The organism is Phenylobacterium sp., assembly GCF_044358365.1.
Classification (GTDB): Bacteria; Pseudomonadota; Alphaproteobacteria; order Caulobacterales; family Caulobacteraceae; genus Phenylobacterium.
Map to the genome: position 1 here is coordinate 1 of NZ_JBIKNZ010000080.1, position 14,177 is coordinate 14,177.

The 14,177-nt window shown below is 64.9% G+C and carries 16 protein-coding genes and 1 tRNA gene; 7 read left to right on the top strand and 10 right to left on the bottom strand.

Features of this window, described 5'->3' with window-relative positions:
* Positions 1-335: 335 nt before the first annotated feature.
* Positions 336-1,334 (top strand): DNA cytosine methyltransferase, encoded by a 999-nt coding sequence (locus ACIQ3B_RS15995; protein WP_397404311.1) that lies wholly within the window; start codon positions 336-338, stop codon positions 1,332-1,334.
* Here the strand turns inward: ACIQ3B_RS15995 and ACIQ3B_RS16000 are convergent.
* The 7 genes from ACIQ3B_RS16000 to ACIQ3B_RS16030 all read right to left on the bottom strand — a co-directional run bounded on the left by ACIQ3B_RS16000 (position 1,308) and on the right by ACIQ3B_RS16030 (position 5,804).
* Positions 1,308-2,342 carry a hypothetical protein gene (locus ACIQ3B_RS16000; RefSeq protein WP_397404313.1) on the bottom strand — a complete coding sequence of 345 codons (1,035 nt, stop codon included), beginning with the start codon at positions 2,340-2,342 and terminating at the stop codon, positions 1,308-1,310. The two genes, ACIQ3B_RS15995 and ACIQ3B_RS16000, sit on opposite strands and share 27 nt — an antisense overlap.
* A gap of 232 nt (positions 2,343-2,574) precedes the next feature.
* A complete protein-coding gene (locus ACIQ3B_RS16005; RefSeq protein ID WP_397404315.1) occupies positions 2,575-2,859 on the bottom strand; it encodes a helix-turn-helix domain-containing protein in 285 nt (94 codons plus the stop codon).
* Positions 2,860-3,056: 197 nt separating this feature from the next.
* Positions 3,057-3,818: an LPS export ABC transporter ATP-binding protein gene (gene lptB / locus ACIQ3B_RS16010; protein ID WP_397404317.1), complete on the bottom strand. Its 762-nt coding sequence runs from the start codon at positions 3,816-3,818 to the stop codon at positions 3,057-3,059.
* A complete protein-coding gene (locus ACIQ3B_RS16015) occupies positions 3,815-4,405 on the bottom strand; it encodes an LptA/OstA family protein (RefSeq protein WP_397404318.1) in 591 nt (196 codons plus the stop codon). Before ACIQ3B_RS16015 ends, lptB begins: the two co-directional genes overlap by 4 nt.
* The gene (lptC, locus tag ACIQ3B_RS16020) at positions 4,402-5,019 is read right to left on the bottom strand and encodes an LPS export ABC transporter periplasmic protein LptC (protein WP_397404320.1); all 618 of its coding nucleotides are present in this window, start codon (positions 5,017-5,019) and stop codon (positions 4,402-4,404) included. The genes ACIQ3B_RS16015 and lptC overlap by 4 nt, the downstream gene beginning before the upstream one ends.
* 30 nt (positions 5,020-5,049) lie before the next feature.
* Positions 5,050-5,667: a ribonuclease D gene (locus ACIQ3B_RS16025; RefSeq protein WP_397404322.1), complete on the bottom strand. Its 618-nt coding sequence runs from the start codon at positions 5,665-5,667 to the stop codon at positions 5,050-5,052.
* Between the two features lie 50 nt (positions 5,668-5,717).
* Positions 5,718-5,804, bottom strand: a tRNA-Leu gene (locus ACIQ3B_RS16030).
* 120 nt (positions 5,805-5,924) lie between these two features.
* On the opposite strand from ACIQ3B_RS16030, the gene ACIQ3B_RS16035 reads away from it, so the two are divergent.
* On the top strand, positions 5,925-6,905 hold the full coding sequence (locus tag ACIQ3B_RS16035) for a complex I NDUFA9 subunit family protein (protein WP_397404324.1): 981 nt from the start codon (positions 5,925-5,927) through the stop codon (positions 6,903-6,905).
* Positions 6,906-6,914: 9 nt separating this feature from the next.
* Here the strand turns inward: ACIQ3B_RS16035 and ACIQ3B_RS16040 are convergent, their stop codons facing one another.
* Together ACIQ3B_RS16040 and ACIQ3B_RS16045 are read right to left on the bottom strand one after the other, a co-directional pair.
* Positions 6,915-7,715: an undecaprenyl-diphosphate phosphatase gene (locus ACIQ3B_RS16040; RefSeq protein WP_397404326.1), complete on the bottom strand. Its 801-nt coding sequence runs from the start codon at positions 7,713-7,715 to the stop codon at positions 6,915-6,917.
* Positions 7,716-7,796: 81 nt separating this feature from the next.
* A complete protein-coding gene (locus ACIQ3B_RS16045; protein WP_397404328.1) occupies positions 7,797-8,960 on the bottom strand; it encodes a citrate synthase in 1,164 nt (387 codons plus the stop codon).
* Positions 8,961-9,041: 81 nt separating this feature from the next.
* On the opposite strand from ACIQ3B_RS16045, the gene ACIQ3B_RS16050 reads away from it, so the two are divergent.
* The 4 genes from ACIQ3B_RS16050 (at position 9,042) to queG (ending at position 12,972) form a co-directional block, all read left to right on the top strand.
* Entirely contained in the window at positions 9,042-10,115 is a 1,074-nt protein-coding gene (locus ACIQ3B_RS16050) for a citrate synthase/methylcitrate synthase (RefSeq protein ID WP_397404330.1), read from the top strand.
* 55 nt (positions 10,116-10,170) lie between these two features.
* Complete coding sequence (locus ACIQ3B_RS16055; RefSeq protein WP_397404332.1) at positions 10,171-11,109, top strand: cation diffusion facilitator family transporter; 939 nt, start codon at positions 10,171-10,173, stop codon at positions 11,107-11,109.
* 68 nt (positions 11,110-11,177) lie between these two features.
* Positions 11,178-11,867, top strand: coding sequence for a glutathione S-transferase family protein (locus ACIQ3B_RS16060; RefSeq protein WP_397404334.1), 690 nt, complete (start codon positions 11,178-11,180; stop codon positions 11,865-11,867).
* On the top strand, positions 11,848-12,972 hold the full coding sequence (gene queG / locus ACIQ3B_RS16065) for a tRNA epoxyqueuosine(34) reductase QueG (protein WP_397404336.1): 1,125 nt from the start codon (positions 11,848-11,850) through the stop codon (positions 12,970-12,972). The genes ACIQ3B_RS16060 and queG overlap by 20 nt, the downstream gene beginning before the upstream one ends.
* Here queG and rfbC read toward each other — a convergent pair.
* Entirely contained in the window at positions 12,963-13,514 is a 552-nt protein-coding gene (gene rfbC, locus ACIQ3B_RS16070; protein ID WP_397404338.1) for a dTDP-4-dehydrorhamnose 3,5-epimerase, read from the bottom strand. The two genes, queG and rfbC, sit on opposite strands and share 10 nt — an antisense overlap.
* Before the next feature lie 31 nt (positions 13,515-13,545).
* Between rfbC and ACIQ3B_RS16075 the strand changes: the two genes are divergently transcribed.
* The coding region (locus tag ACIQ3B_RS16075) for a glycosyltransferase family 2 protein (RefSeq protein WP_397404340.1) at positions 13,546-14,177 on the top strand (632 nt) is incomplete at its 3' end.

The window sequence follows — 14,177 nt, forward strand, 5'->3', positions numbered from 1 at the left end:
CCATTGGGTCCATCCTCCTGTTTGAAGCAGCGCGATCCACTCGCTCCGACTTCGTATCTTCAGGTCTGGATGGGCCTACCTCAATTACGCGATGTCACCATAATTCCTAGTTCCGTTCTGACGGAATGGTGCTCCGGTCCTCGATTTTTCCGCTAGAATGTCGACCATTTCCCTACTCTGCCCGAGCCTCAGGCCACCGCTCCCGCGCGACATGTTCTGATAAGCGGCGCGCCTTCACAAATCGATTGAGTTCCGCTAATGTTCTGTCTAGGCGCAACAAGGTTCAACGTGTCCACTCGCCTTGGCAGAGCAGGGAGCCAACCGGTCGGCAATTCGTGACGGTAACAGCCATCGACCTTTTTGCTGGTGCCGGGGGCCTGAGCCTCGGGCTTGAGGCTGCCGGAATTGAAAGCGTGTTCGCCGTCGAAATCGTGGACGACGCTGTGGCGACCTATCGGCGCGCGTTTCCGGGTGCCGATGTGTACCATGGCGACATCCGCGCTGTCAGTTTCAAGCGGTACTCGGGCGTGGACGTTGTAGCAGGTGGACCGCCCTGTCAGCCGTTCTCGAGTGGGGGACTGCGGAAGGGCCAGGAAGATGATCGCGACTTCCTCCCCGAGTTCGTTCGAGCTGTATTGGAAGTTCGGCCGCGCGCGTTCGTGATGGAGAATGTGCCCGGCCTGATTTCCTTCGGTCCTTACCTCCGGTCCGTTCTTGCGCCGCTCTTTGATCTATATTCGATCAGCGAGCCCAAGGTGCTGAATGCTGCGGATTACGGCGTTCCGCAGTCCCGTCGGCGCCTGGTGATCGTGGGAAGGGCCGACGGAGTGCAATTTCGTCTTCCGTCCGGAAACCCTCACATGAGGATGCCGGCGGGCCTGGTTCTAACTGAACGGCCCAAGGGTGAGCCCAACCTGTCTAAGGTCGTATTTGCAAAGCGCCCCGACCTTCGTCCGAACCCCTATCATGGGCACCTGTTCAACGGTGGAGGCCGCGCCATCGAACTGGACAAGCCATCGCCCACGATCTTGGCGGCCGCAGGGGGCAATAAGACCCACTTTTTGGACCTTGAGAACCGCATCCCTGCATACTACCAGCACCTGCGTCGAGGCGGCTCTCCGTTCGATGGCGAGTTGATAGGCGCTCGCCGGATTACCGTGCAGGAAAGCGCCGCGCTGCAATCCTTCCCCGATGGCGTAACATTCGCAGGGCGAATAAGCTCTCAGTACACTCAGGTTGGAAACGCCGTGCCGCCGAAGTTGGCGCAGGCGATAGCTGAGGAACTCATGGGGCAGGTGCTTGGTCGATCACGCCGTAAGCGAGTGGCGGCGTAGCAAGCGGACCATAGCGTTCACTCGTTCGATATCGGGCTGATTTCGCTCCAGCAGTTCATATAGGCGGCGCAATGCGACCTCCCGCGCCGGCTTTCTCAGTATCCCGGCGATCAGTCGCAGGAGACTTCTGACATCCATCACCGAGACGTCCGCAGTGGCGCCCTGCAGCGCCTCGCGTAGTCCAACGAGGTCGTCGCCATAAGCCAGCACGTTAACCCGCTGCAGGTCCGCGCCTTTGGCGGTTTGAAGCGCCTGCGTCACCTTGGTCCGCCAATCGGATGCCGACACCTCGAAGGCTTCTTCGATCTTGTTGCCGCGCACGATCTGCACGTCAGCGGCGGTCCCGGCGCTGGCATCCGAAGCATTGATGTTCTTCGTCTTTACCCAAAGATCCTTCACGCCGAACTCGTCAAGCAGAGCTTCCAGGAACGCAGCCACTGCGAACTGCTCGTGTGCGCCACCGCTGGGCGTACTCAGCAGATCTTCGAGGAAGTCCACGACATTGATGAACGTCAGATCTGCCCGGGCAAGAACCGGCATTGGCAAAACGGGGCGGGCCGTCTTCGAAACCGTGGCCAAAAGGAAGGTCAAGAGCGCTACGCGCTCTTCCGCTCGGGCACCGTTCATCCAACGAAGAAGCCTGTCGAAGGCCGGAACATTGCCCCTCGCGAGGTTGGGGTTGTTTTTGCCAATGTTTTGATAGGCGTCCTTGACCACAGGAACGTGTCGTTCAGCCAGCGCGGTGGCGAAACGGCTGGCGGCACTCCGTCCACCCTCCCCCTTTTGCGTGTGGTCCGCGCCAGGTGCCTCCAATCCCCACGCCAATTGAATAAAGAGGCCGTCTCGATAGGAGAGGCCTTGCTTCATTGTCAGAACGGAGGCGGACCATTCCAGCACGTCCTGAGGGAGAAATGACGATGCGGAGGAAATTGCGTTGTCCGCAGACACCACATCCGCAAGGAAGGAATCCAGTTCAGCAACAAGGCGTTCCGCTACCCTTGCAGACATCCTCAGAGTTTTGGGCGGAGCCGGCTCTACCATGTGCCGGAAATTGGCGCCTTTGGGGTCCGGCGCCTAGCCCGCTGCTGGCAAGCTGGACGCGCCGGGACCTTAGGTTGTCTTTGATGCAAGAAGGACAACGGAATCGGCAAGACACGCGATAACACCATCACCGGAAAAGCCGGGCGCGAACCCACTTCTGCCCGACGAGCCACAGCAGGCCAGGACCCACCCCGCCCTCTCACCCCACCAGCGCCGCCGCAGCCCGTTCCGGCTCTGCGGCGATCACCTTCAGGAACGACTGCACCGCGGGCGGGGGCATGGTGCGGCCGATTTCGTACTGGCGGATATTGGCGACCGGGATCCCGTAACGCTCGGCGAACGCGGTCTGGCTGAGGCCAAGCGCGGTGCGCAGGCGGCGGATACGCCGGCCCATCTGCGCCCGTTCAAGGGCGGCCTGCGAGACGGGCCGGTCCTCGGGGTCAGAACCGTCCGCCGGGATCGCTAGGGTATGCTCTCTGCTCACCTGCATTGCTCCTGCGAACCGGAATGAAGCGGACAGTGTCGCCGCACCAGAGCATTTTTCCACCGAATTTCGGCGCAGATTCCAGGTTTGAGTGAACCGCTCCAGGTCGTCCTGGATTGGTGTCCAGTGTCCCGGGATTAATGCACGTCTGCGCTTGTCTGCGTTTTCTGCGGCCAACCCTTCCGGCGCAGCCGCGGTCAGGTGAACCGGTCGCCCAGATAGACCCGGCGCACTTCCGGATCGTCGACGATCTCGTCGGGGCTGCCTTCAAACAGCACCTCGCCCGCGTGGATGATCGAGGCGCGGTCGATGATGTCCAGGGTTTCGCGGACATTGTGGTCGGTGATCAGGATGCCGATGCCGCGGGTCTTGAGATAGCTGATCACCTCGCGGATGTCAGCGATGGCCAGCGGGTCGATGCCGGCGAACGGTTCGTCCAGCAGCATGAACGACGGCTCGGAGGCCAGGGCGCGTGCGATTTCCACCCGGCGGCGTTCCCCGCCCGACAGCGCGATCGCCGGCGAGTCGCGCAGGCGCTCGATGTGCAGTTCTTCCAGCAGCTGGGTGACCGTGGCCCGGGCCTTCTGGTGGTCGCGCTGGCGCAGCTCCACCACCGCCATCACGTTTTCCCAGACGCTCATGCCGCGGAAGATCGAGGTTTCCTGCGGCAGGTAGCCCACGCCCATGCGGGCGCGCTGATACATCGGCTGGGCGGTGATGTTCTCGCCGTCCAGATAGATCGCGCCGTAGTCGACCGGGATCAGGCCGGTGATCATGTAGAAGCAGGTGGTCTTGCCCGCGCCGTTGGGGCCCAGCAGGCCGGCCACCTCGCCGCGACACAGCCTCAGGCTCACGCCCTTGACCACGGGACGGCCGCGGAAGGACTTGCCGATATTGTCGACCACCAGGCCTTCGGAGGGGATGGCGTCGCTGGCGTCTATCCGGTGCGGCGCGTTCATGACGGGGCGTCGGCCTTCTTCTTGGCGGGATAGAAGACGCCGCGTGGCCGCGCGCCCTGGTTCCGGCCCGTGGAGGCGCCCATCATGCGGCCTTCGCCGGTCTCGGTATTGAACACCATGCGGCTGCCGCGCAGCACGTTCTGGCCCTGAACGGCGATCACGTCGCCGGTGAGGGTGACGGTCTCGGAACCCACGTCATAGGCGCCCGCGTCGCCGCGCACCCGCTGCTCCTTGCCGGTCACGTAGAAGACCGACCCTTCGGCCTCCAGCCGGATCAGGGCGCCGCAGGCGTTGGCGCCGATGCCGCTGGTCCCGGCCTGGCCCGGGGTCGGCTCGAAGACCGCGCGCAGCACGTCGGCGCGCAGCCGCGATTGACCCTGCAGCGCCTCGGCGCGGCCGCGCCAGACCGAGATGCAGGTCTTGTTCTGCACTTCCAGTTCGTCGGCGGTGATGTCCAGCGGCCCGTCGGAATTGGGGCCCAGCCCCTGGGCGAGCGCCGGCGCGCCCGACATGAGGGCGATGGCGACAGCGAGTACGGCGTTGGCGGTCAGCGACGTCATGATGGCCCTATATTCCGCCCGGATCATTTTTTCGTCTCCAGGCGCGTGCGGACGCCGCCCTTGAAGACCATGCGTTCGCCCTTGCTGTAAACGCCATAGGACTCTGCGCGGATTTCTCCAAGACCTCCCGCGCCCTGAATGGGCCCGGAACCGATAACCTCGCCGGATTTGGTGTCAAACAGCGACGATGCCGTCTCGAATGTGTTCCTGGCGTCGGCGACGCTGACACCATTGGTGAGTTCCAGCTTGCCGTCCTGCTCGTGGAAGATCCCGTCGGCGCCGGTCATGCGCAGCAGGTCCGGGCCGTTCTCGTCCAGCACCAGGGTGGGCTTCTTCAGGATCACTCGCTGATAGTCCAGCCGGTCCCGCGTGGCCGACTCGGCGGTCAGCACAAAGGCGCGGCCCTTGGTGTCGCGGCCCACAAACCTGGGCGTCAGCAGGCGGATCGGCTCGTCGCCGGCGCCGACGGCGACCTTGGGCGCCGAATTGAAGGTCGACCAGGCCACGCTGCCGGCCAGCCCCAGGAAGATCAGGACGATCAGCGCCGGCAGGGCGATCCTCAGCGTGCGGATCAGGCGCGAACGCCGCCGCCAGCGCTCGAAGTCTGCGCGGCGGTGCTGCGGCGGGAGCGCTTCAGCCATTGCAGGATCGGTAGTCGTCATCTCGCGCCCTCAGCTGTGAGCGAAGATGTCGACATCTTCCCATCCGGCGACATCAAGTACGGCGCGGTGCGGCAGGAACTCGAAACAGGCGCGCGCCAGGTGGTCGCGGCCCTCCCGGACCAGCATCTCGTCCAGGCGAACCCGCAGGGCGTGCAGGTGCGCCACGTCCGAGGCGGCGTAGGCGATCTGGTCCGGCGACAGCTTCGCCGCCCCCCAGTCGGAGCTCTGCTGGGCCTTCGACAGATCCACGCCCATCAGTTCCTTCGTCACGTCCTTCAGGCCATGACGGTCGGTGTAGGTGCGGGCCAGCTTCGAGGCGATCTTGGTGCAGTAGACGGGCGCGGTCACCACGCCCAGATGCAGCCAGAACATGGCGATATCAAAGCGCCCGAAGTGAAAAATTTTGGTGACCGCCGGATTTGCCAGTAACCTCTTGAGGTTGGGCGCGTCGTAGGTCGCCCGGTCCAGCTTCACCAGATGCGCATCGCCCGCGCCGTCCGACAGCTGCACAACGCACAGCGGATCCCGCCCGAGGCGCAGCCCCATGGTTTCCGAATCGATGGCGACCAGGGTCGCACCGGCCAGGGCCCCGTCGGGGAGGTCCCCCTCATGAACGAAAGTCGTCACCTGGCAAAAGATCTCCGAAACCGACGCCACCCTCCTTAGTATCTGAGGGGTGGTGCCCAGGAAAGGACTCGAACCTTCACGGCCGTTAAGCCACTGGCACCTGAAGCCAGCGCGTCTACCAATTCCGCCACCTGGGCCCGGTCCGTCGGATCGGGAGGCGGCTACATATGGCGCCGCCTTCACGCGGTCAACGACGGCTTTTCAAAGCCCTCGGCATTCGCATTGCCCGACGAGGCGTCATCGTCTAATTCGCGAGGATGCAAAACCTCGTCACAGTCTTCGGCGGATCCGGCTTCGTGGGCACGCAAGCCGTGCGATATCTGGCCAAGGCCGGGTGGCGGATCCGGGTCGCCGTGCGCAACCCGAACCTCGCCTACCGCATGCGCCTGCTGGGCGACGTTGGCCAGATTGACGTGGTGCAGGCCAACCTGCGTGACCGGCCGTCGCTGGAACGCGCGCTTGAGGGCGCCACCGCAACGCTCAACCTGGTGGGCCTGCTCTACGAGACCGGGCGACAGGGCTTCCAGGCGGTCCACGTAATGGGCGCGCGGAATGTCGCCGAGGTCAGCCGCGCCATGGGCGTCGAGCGTCTGGTTCAGATGTCGGCGCTCGGGGCCGACGAAAACTCATCCGCAAAGTACGCCCGTACCAAGGCCGAGGCCGAGATCGAGGTCCGGGCGGTCTATCCAGACGCCGCCATGGTGCGCCCGTCCGTCGTGTTCGGTCAGGGCGACGGGTTCTTCAACCGCTTCGCCGCCATGGCGCAGTTGAGCCCGGTTCTGCCGCTGATCGGCGGCGGCGCGACGCGGTTCCAGCCGGTGTTTGTGGGCGACGTCGGTCAGGCGCTGGCCCGCATCGTCGGTGACGTTGACAATCCCGGCCAGACCTATGAGCTCGGCGGGCCCGGCGTCTTCACCTTCCGCGAATTGATGGAGATGCTGCTGGTACAGATCGACCAGCGCCGCCTGCTGGCGCCCATTCCGTTCCCGGTGGCGGGACTTCTGGGCAAAGTAGGCGATCTCACGGCGGCTCTGTTGCCGCCGCCGGTGACCTCCGATCAGGTCGAACTGCTGAAGACCGATAACGTGGTCAGCGGCGTCTACCCCGGTCTCGACGAGCTGGGGATCACCCCGTCGACCCTGGAAGCCATTCTGCCGACCTACCTCTACCGCTATCGCAAGGGCGGGCAGTACGCCGATCAGGAAGACCGGGTTATGGCGGTGCATCCGCAGGGCTGAGACGAGGACCTAGGCCCAGGTCAGTAGCCCCAGTCCGACGACGCCAACCACGATCCGAAACCAACCGAAGGGCGCCAGGCCCCGGCTGGTCAGGATGGCCAGCATGGCCCGGATGACCACGATGGCGACGAGAAAGGCCACCACAAATCCAATGGCGATCAGCGGCATTGTTTCGCCCGTCAGCTGAGCGCGGCTCTCCCAGGCGTCGAGGATGAAGGCGCCCAGCATGGTCGGAATGGCCAGGAAGAAGGTGAACTCGGCCGCTGCGCGCTTCTCAACGCCGAACAGCATCCCGCCTACGATGGTGGCGCCGGACCGCGAAACACCCGGCACCATCGCCAGCACCTGGAACAGACCGATCACAAGCGCCTTTTGCCAGGGCAACTTGAACGGGTCGTCCACAACCGGCCTTGGCGCGATGCGATCAACGAACAGCAGCACTATGCCGCCAAGGATCAGCGAGATGCACTGGACCTCCGCGCTCGCGAACAGCACGGCCTTGATGAAGTCGTGGAAGATGAGCCCCAGGACGACCGAGGGCGCGAAGGCCACGATCACCGTCAGCGCGAACTGACGCGCCTGGGGGTCGGTCGGCAGGCTCACCACCTGTTTCCAGAGCTTGGTGAAGTAGAGCGCGACCACCGCCAGGATCGCGCCCAGCTGGATCATCACTGCAAAGGTGTCCCAGAACCCGTCAGGCAGGCCCATGGCCTTCTTGGCCAGCAGCATCATGCCGGTGGACGAGACCGGGATAAACTCGGTCAGACCTTCAATGACCGCCAGAATGATAGCGTAGACCCAGTCCGGCACAGCGATGCTCCTGCCTCAAACGGCGCGGCCCAGAGGTCGCGGATCAGCGTGAACATTCTGTTGATTTTGGGGCTTCGGCGCTCAGGTTCCCTCTGGCTCCGGCCCGATATACCGCGCCCTCGGGCGGATCAGAGTGTCAGCCTGCCCTTGCTCGATGGCATGCGCAATCCAGCCGGCGCAGCGGGCGACGGCGAACAAGGCGAACGGCGCGTCCTTCGGAAGTTTCAGCGCCTCGCAGGCGGCGATCAAGGCAAAGTCGACGTTAGGAGCCAGGCCGGTCACAGACCAGACAGCGTCCTGTAGTCCTGCCAACTCCGGCGTAGGCGAAAATCGTGCCAGCAGGGCGGCGGCGCGCGGGTCTGCTTCCGGATAGAGGTTGTGACCAAATCCCGGCAGGGCGCGGTCATCGGTCAGTCGCCCGGCGATGGCCTCTCGCGGACCCAGTTGTGCCGCCTCCGCGGCAAACTTCTGAACCGCGGCCGTGGCTCCACCGTGACGGGGTCCGGACAGCGTCGCGAGCCCCGCCAGGGCCGAAGCTGCCAGCGACGCGCCAGTAGATGCCGAAACCCGCGCGGCAAACGCCGAGGCGTTCAGTTCGTGGTCCGCCACAAGAACCAAGATGCGCCGGATCAGGTCGGCGCCGGGACTGCCGGGACCAAGTCCCCACGCGAAAGCCAGACGGTTATGGATGGCGCCGCCGCCGACCTCGCCGGCAATGGCGTCAGTCAGAACGTCCAGTAGGGTGGCCGCCTCCACAGCCAATGCCAGCGCCGCGCGACCACGAGCCGGGGGATCACCCGCCGCGCGCGCGGCCAGGGCTGCAAATGCGCGGGCGCGCATATCAGACCCTGCGGGAGGTCTGGGTCGTTCGGTTCGCTTCAGCGCTACGCCGTGACCACCACGTAGCAATCGGGCAACCGACTCCAGAGTCTCTGTCTCGGCCAGGCGAATGGCGTCGCGGCCGCGATAGAACAGCCGGCCGCCGCTGACGGTGGTGATGGCGGACGACAAGACCGGCTCGCCCCAGTTTATGGCCCCGGTCGCCACTTCCGAGACCTTGCGGCTGCGGGACTTGCGTTCGGTCAGCGCGGCGATGTCGGCGGCGCGATAGAGGCTGCGGCGGCTGTCACCCGGATCGGGTCGCACCTGCACACGGCCACGGCTGACATAGGCGTAGAGGGTCTGGGAGCGCACCCCCAGGCGATCACAGGCGGCTTCAGCGGAGATCCAGTCAGCGACAGACATTTATATTGATCACATTGATCAAGATTGACGGGACTATACTGGCGGCGTTTTCCTGCGCTCACAAGAGAGAAGGAGATTGTCATGTCAGATGGATTGGAAGGCGTTGTCGCCGCCGAGACCGTCCTGTCCGAGGTAGACGGCGCCGCCGGCGTCCTGATCATCAGGGGTCGGTCGCTGGACGAACTGGCGGGGCACGCACGTTATGAGGATGTGGTGGCCCTGTTGTTCGAGGGCTTCTACCCGGACCTGCCCGCCGATGTCCCGGCAGCCCTGGGCAGAGCCCGCGCCGAAGTATTCGCCGAAGTGTCAGCGCTGGACACCGGTCTGCTGGACCGCACACCAATCGAGGCCATGCGCGCGCTCACCGCCCGGCTGGCAGACGGCGATGATATCGCGGTCGCGTTCCGGCTGCTGGCGGCGCCGGCGGTATTCACAGCCGCTGTGGTGCGCGCCCAGTCCGGCGAGGCGCCGGTGGCGCCCGACCCAACGCTTGGCCATTCCGCCGACATCCTGCGGATGTTGCGCGGCAAGCCCGGCAGCAAGGCCGAGGCCGACGCGCTGGATACCTATCTGGTCACGGTCGCTGACCACGGCCTCAATGCCTCGACCTTTGCAGCGCGTGTTGTGGCGTCGACACGGGCGGGCCTGGGCTCAGCCATTCTGGCTGGAATCAGCGCTCTGAAGGGCCCTCTCCACGGCGGGGCGCCAGGTCCGGTCATCGAGATGCTGGACGAGATCGGGGAACCGGCCAACGCCCGGGCCTGGATCGAGAGCGCTCTGGCGCGCGGCGACCGGCTGATGGGCTTCGGACATCGCATCTACAAGGTTCGCGACCCACGCGCCGATGCCCTGAAGGGCGCGGTGCGCTGGCTGGATGCGCGTCAGGGGCGGCTCGAGTTCGCCGAAGCCGTGGAAGCGGCAGCGCTGGCCATATTGCGTGAGCACAAGCCCGAACGATCTCTGCAGACCAATGTCGAGTTCTATACGGCGCTGCTGCTGGAGGCCCTGGATTTCCCGCCCTCGGCCTTCACCTGCGTTTTCGCCATGGGTCGCGTCGCCGGGTGGCTCGCCCACGCCCGAGAGCAGCTGGCTGGCGGACGCCTGATCAGGCCCGCCAGTGTCTATGTGGGGCCGATGCCGAAGAAGGCGGCATAGAGCTTGCGAGTCGTTTGCGTTGGCGACCTTTCTCATTGGCGCTAGTTAGGAGGTCATGAGCGCCAACCACGGCATGACCTCCGACGCGACCCTCGCCCTCACCCGGCGGGTGACGCTGATGTCTGTCGCGACGGCTGCTGTCCTGGTCACGATCAAGGCGGCCGCGTGGATTGCTTCGGATTCCACCGCCATGCTGGCATCGCTGGCGGACTCCGGCCTGGATCTGGTGGCGTCGCTCGTCACGTTCTTCGCCGTACGCTACGCCGCCGAGCCGCCGGACGCCGAGCATCGTTTCGGCCATGGCAAGGCCGAGGCCTTCGCCAGTCTGGTGCAGGCCGGGCTGGTGTTTGCGTCTGCAGCCCTGATCGCCCGCGAAGCCATCGGCGACCTGATGGCGCCGCATCCCTTGCAGCAGGAAGGGTGGGCCGTCGCCGTGATGGCCGTCTCGATCGCCCTGACACTATTGCTGCTCAGGGCACAGACCATGGTGCTACGCCAGACAGCGTCCGTGGCGGTGTCCGGCGACCGCGCGCACTATGCATCGGACCTGGCCTCGAACATCGCGGCCCTTATCGGGATCGCCCTGTCGGCCTGGCTGGGCCTGAATGGGCTGGACGCGCTCGCGGCCCTGGCGGTGGCAGCCCTCCTGCTATGGAGCGCCATCGGTGTGTTTCGCGAGGCTGCCAGTCAGTTGATGGATCACGAGCTGTCCGACGAGGCGCGCGCAGACATCGTGCGACTGGTGACTGCGGATGGTCGCCTTGCCAATGTCCATCAGCTGCGCACGCGCGCCTCCGGACCTTTCATCCATATGCAGATGCATGTGGACCTTGACCCTGACATGACTCTGGAAGCGGCGCACCGCGCGGTTGTGGCGGCGGAGAACCGGATTCTCGAGGTGTTTCCGTCAGCCGACATCCTGATCCACCCGGACCCCCGCGGTCGGGCCGAGCCACACGGCGGAGCGTTCGCAGAAACCAGCGCGGCGCAGTAAACGAGACCTTAAGACCCCGGGTGTCTGTTGAGTGGATTCCGATTCGCCCAGGACGCGGCAGAAGCCCCATGAGTGTCGAACGCACCCTCCACCATTTTCCGCTCGATCCCGTGTCTCGCCAGGTACGACTGGTGCTGGGCGAGAAGCGGCTGCCGTTCGTCGAAAACTCGGTGCGCTACTGGGAGCGTCCGCGTGAGCTGAACAAGTTGAATCCCTCCGGCATGATCCCGGTCCTGGTCGAAACCACCGAGGGCCAGCCGCCGCTCATCCTGTGCGAGGGACGCGCGATCCTCGATCACCTGGAAGAAGCCTATCCGGACCCGCCCCTTTTTGCTGCAGACCCCGCTGAACGGGCCGAGGCGCGGCGCCTGCTCACCTGGTTTGAGCGGAAGTTCGAATTCGAAGCCAGCGGCTACATCCTGCACGAGAAGATCGAGAAGCGGTTGCTGGGCCTGGGTTCCCCGGACATTCCGAACCTTCGACAGGGCCGCGAGGGGTTGAAGAAACACCTCTTCGTTTTCGACGAGCTGCTGCAGGGCCGCGAGTGGCTGGCGGGAAAGCGCCTTTCACTGGCCGATTTCGTCGCCGCTGCCCATCTGTCGATCATCGACTATTTCGGCGACATGCCGTGGCGCGACTTTCCGGCCTGCAAGACCTGGTACATGAAGCTGAAGTCCCGGCCATGTTTCCGACCTTTGCTCAACGATCGCTGGCCGGGCCTGCACCCGGCCGGACACTATGACGACCTCGATTTCTGAGCCTGACCACGACCTGATCCGTAGCGAGGCGCTAGGGCTCGGCTTCGACATCTGCCGCTTCACGGACATCGACGAGACCTGGCCGGCGGCGGCGCGTCTGGAAGCCTTTGTCGCGGCGGGCCGACACGGCGAGATGGAGTGGATGGCCGACACCGCCGAGCGCCGCAAACATCCGCGCGCCATGTGGTCAGGAGCTCGATCGGCCATTGTGCTCGGGGTCAACTATGGCCCGGACCACGATCCACTGCTGGTCCTGGGCCAGCCGAACCTTGCCGCCATCAGCGTCTACGCGCAGGGCGATGACTACCACGAGGTGATCAAGGCGCGCCTGAAGGCCCTCGCCCGCTGGCTGGTCGCCCGTTTCGGCGGTGAACTGAAGGTGTTCGTCGACACCGCGCCCCTGCTGGAAAAGCCGCTGGCCGAGCGTGCTGGTCTGGGCTGGCAGGGCAAGCACACCAATCTGGTGAGCCGCGAATTCGGCTCCTGGCTGTTCCTGGGGTCAATCCTGACTACCCTCGAGCTCTCGCCCGACGCCGTCGACCCAACCACCTGCGGTTCATGTCGCGCCTGTCTGGATGTCTGCCCGACCGGAGCATTCCCGGAGCCCTACCAGCTCGACGCCAGGCGCTGCATTTCCTACCTCACCATCGAGCTCAAGGGTCCGATCCCGGTCGAATTCCGCGAGGCGTTGGGCAATCGGATCTACGGCTGCGACGACTGCCTGGCCGTCTGCCCCTGGAACAAGTTCGCCAGCATGGCGCGGGACCAGAAGCTGGCGGCGCGGGAGGTCTTGAAAGCGCCGACGCTCGTCGACCTGGTCCGGTTGGATGACGCGGCCTTTCGCGGCCTGTTCGCGAAGAACCCGGTGAAACGCATTGGCCGCGAACGTTTCGTCCGCAACGTGCTCTACGCCATCGGCAATTCAGGGGATGCGACACTCGCGACTGAAGCCCAGCAACTGCTTGATGATCCGGCGCCCGTGGTCCGTGGCGCGGCGGTTTGGGCGCTGTCCCGGTTGGCGCCCGAGGTTTTTGCGGACCTACGCACCAGCCGTCTGGCGACCGAGCGGGACGCGCATGTCCGCGCTGAGTGGGCTCAGAACTGAACCGGGCCCAGGTCCTTCAGGCGCGGCAACACCTGATCCTTGCCGGAAAGAATTGGCTCGCCGTCCAGAGGCCAGGGGATCGCCAGGTCCGGGTCATTCCACATGATCCCGCCCTCACGGTCCGGCGCGTACTGGCCATCGACCTTGTAAAAGATCTCGCAGTCGTCAGTGATCGTGCAGTAGCCGTGGGCGAAGCCGCGCGGCACCCACAGTTGTTCGCCGCCCTCTGCGGTCAATTCGGCGCTGACAAACTGGCCGTAGGTGGGAGAGCCTGCTCGGATATCCACCGCGACGTCGAAGATCGCGCCCTTCAGCGCCCGGATCAGCTTGCCCTGGGCGTGCGGCGCCAGCTGGAAATGCAGGCCGCGCAGTGTGCCCTTTGCCGCGCTGAAGGCCTGGTTGTCCTGCACGAAAGCGGTGTCAGCCACCGTGCCGGCCAGGGCCTTCTGGCTCCAGGTCTCGGAGAACCAGCCGCGCGCATCGCCATGGCGCTTGGGCGTGATAAGCAGGACGTCTGGAATGGCGAGCGGCGTGATCGTCATGGGTTACCGTTTGAGCGAGTGAAGCTGTCGCATGGCCCAGTCGGCGCAGGATGACAAGACGCAAGCGCCGCGACTGAGTGTCTGCATCTTCGCCTACAATTCCGGCCCGACGCTGCGCACCTGCCTTGAACACCTGGCCGCCCAGACCTTCCGGGACTTTGAAACCCTGGTGATCGACAACGCCTCGCCGGACCCCGGCGACGCCGAAATCGCCGCAAGCTTTCCCTTTGTCCGGCTGATCCGCAACGCAGAGAACGTGGGCTTCTCCGGCGCCGGCAACCAGGCTGCACGGTTGGCGCGCGGCAGGTGGTACGTTCTGCTGAACCCTGACGCTTTCGCCCGGCCCGACTGGCTGGCCGAACTGGTGGCGGCGTCGGAACGCCACCCGACGGTTCGGTCCTTCACGTCGGTGCAACTGGCCGAGGATCAACCGGGCTATCTGGATGGCCTTGGCGACGTCATGAGCATCTTCGGTATTCCCTATCGCGGCGGCTACCTCAGCCGTGATGTGGGCCAGGCGTGGGAGGGCGAGGTCTTCTCCCCTTGCGGCGCGGCGATGATGATCGACAGGGCGTTGTTCCAGGAACTCGGCGGCTTCGACGAGGACTTCTTCTGCTATTGCGAGGATGTCGACCTCGGCTACCGACTGCAACTGGCCAATGA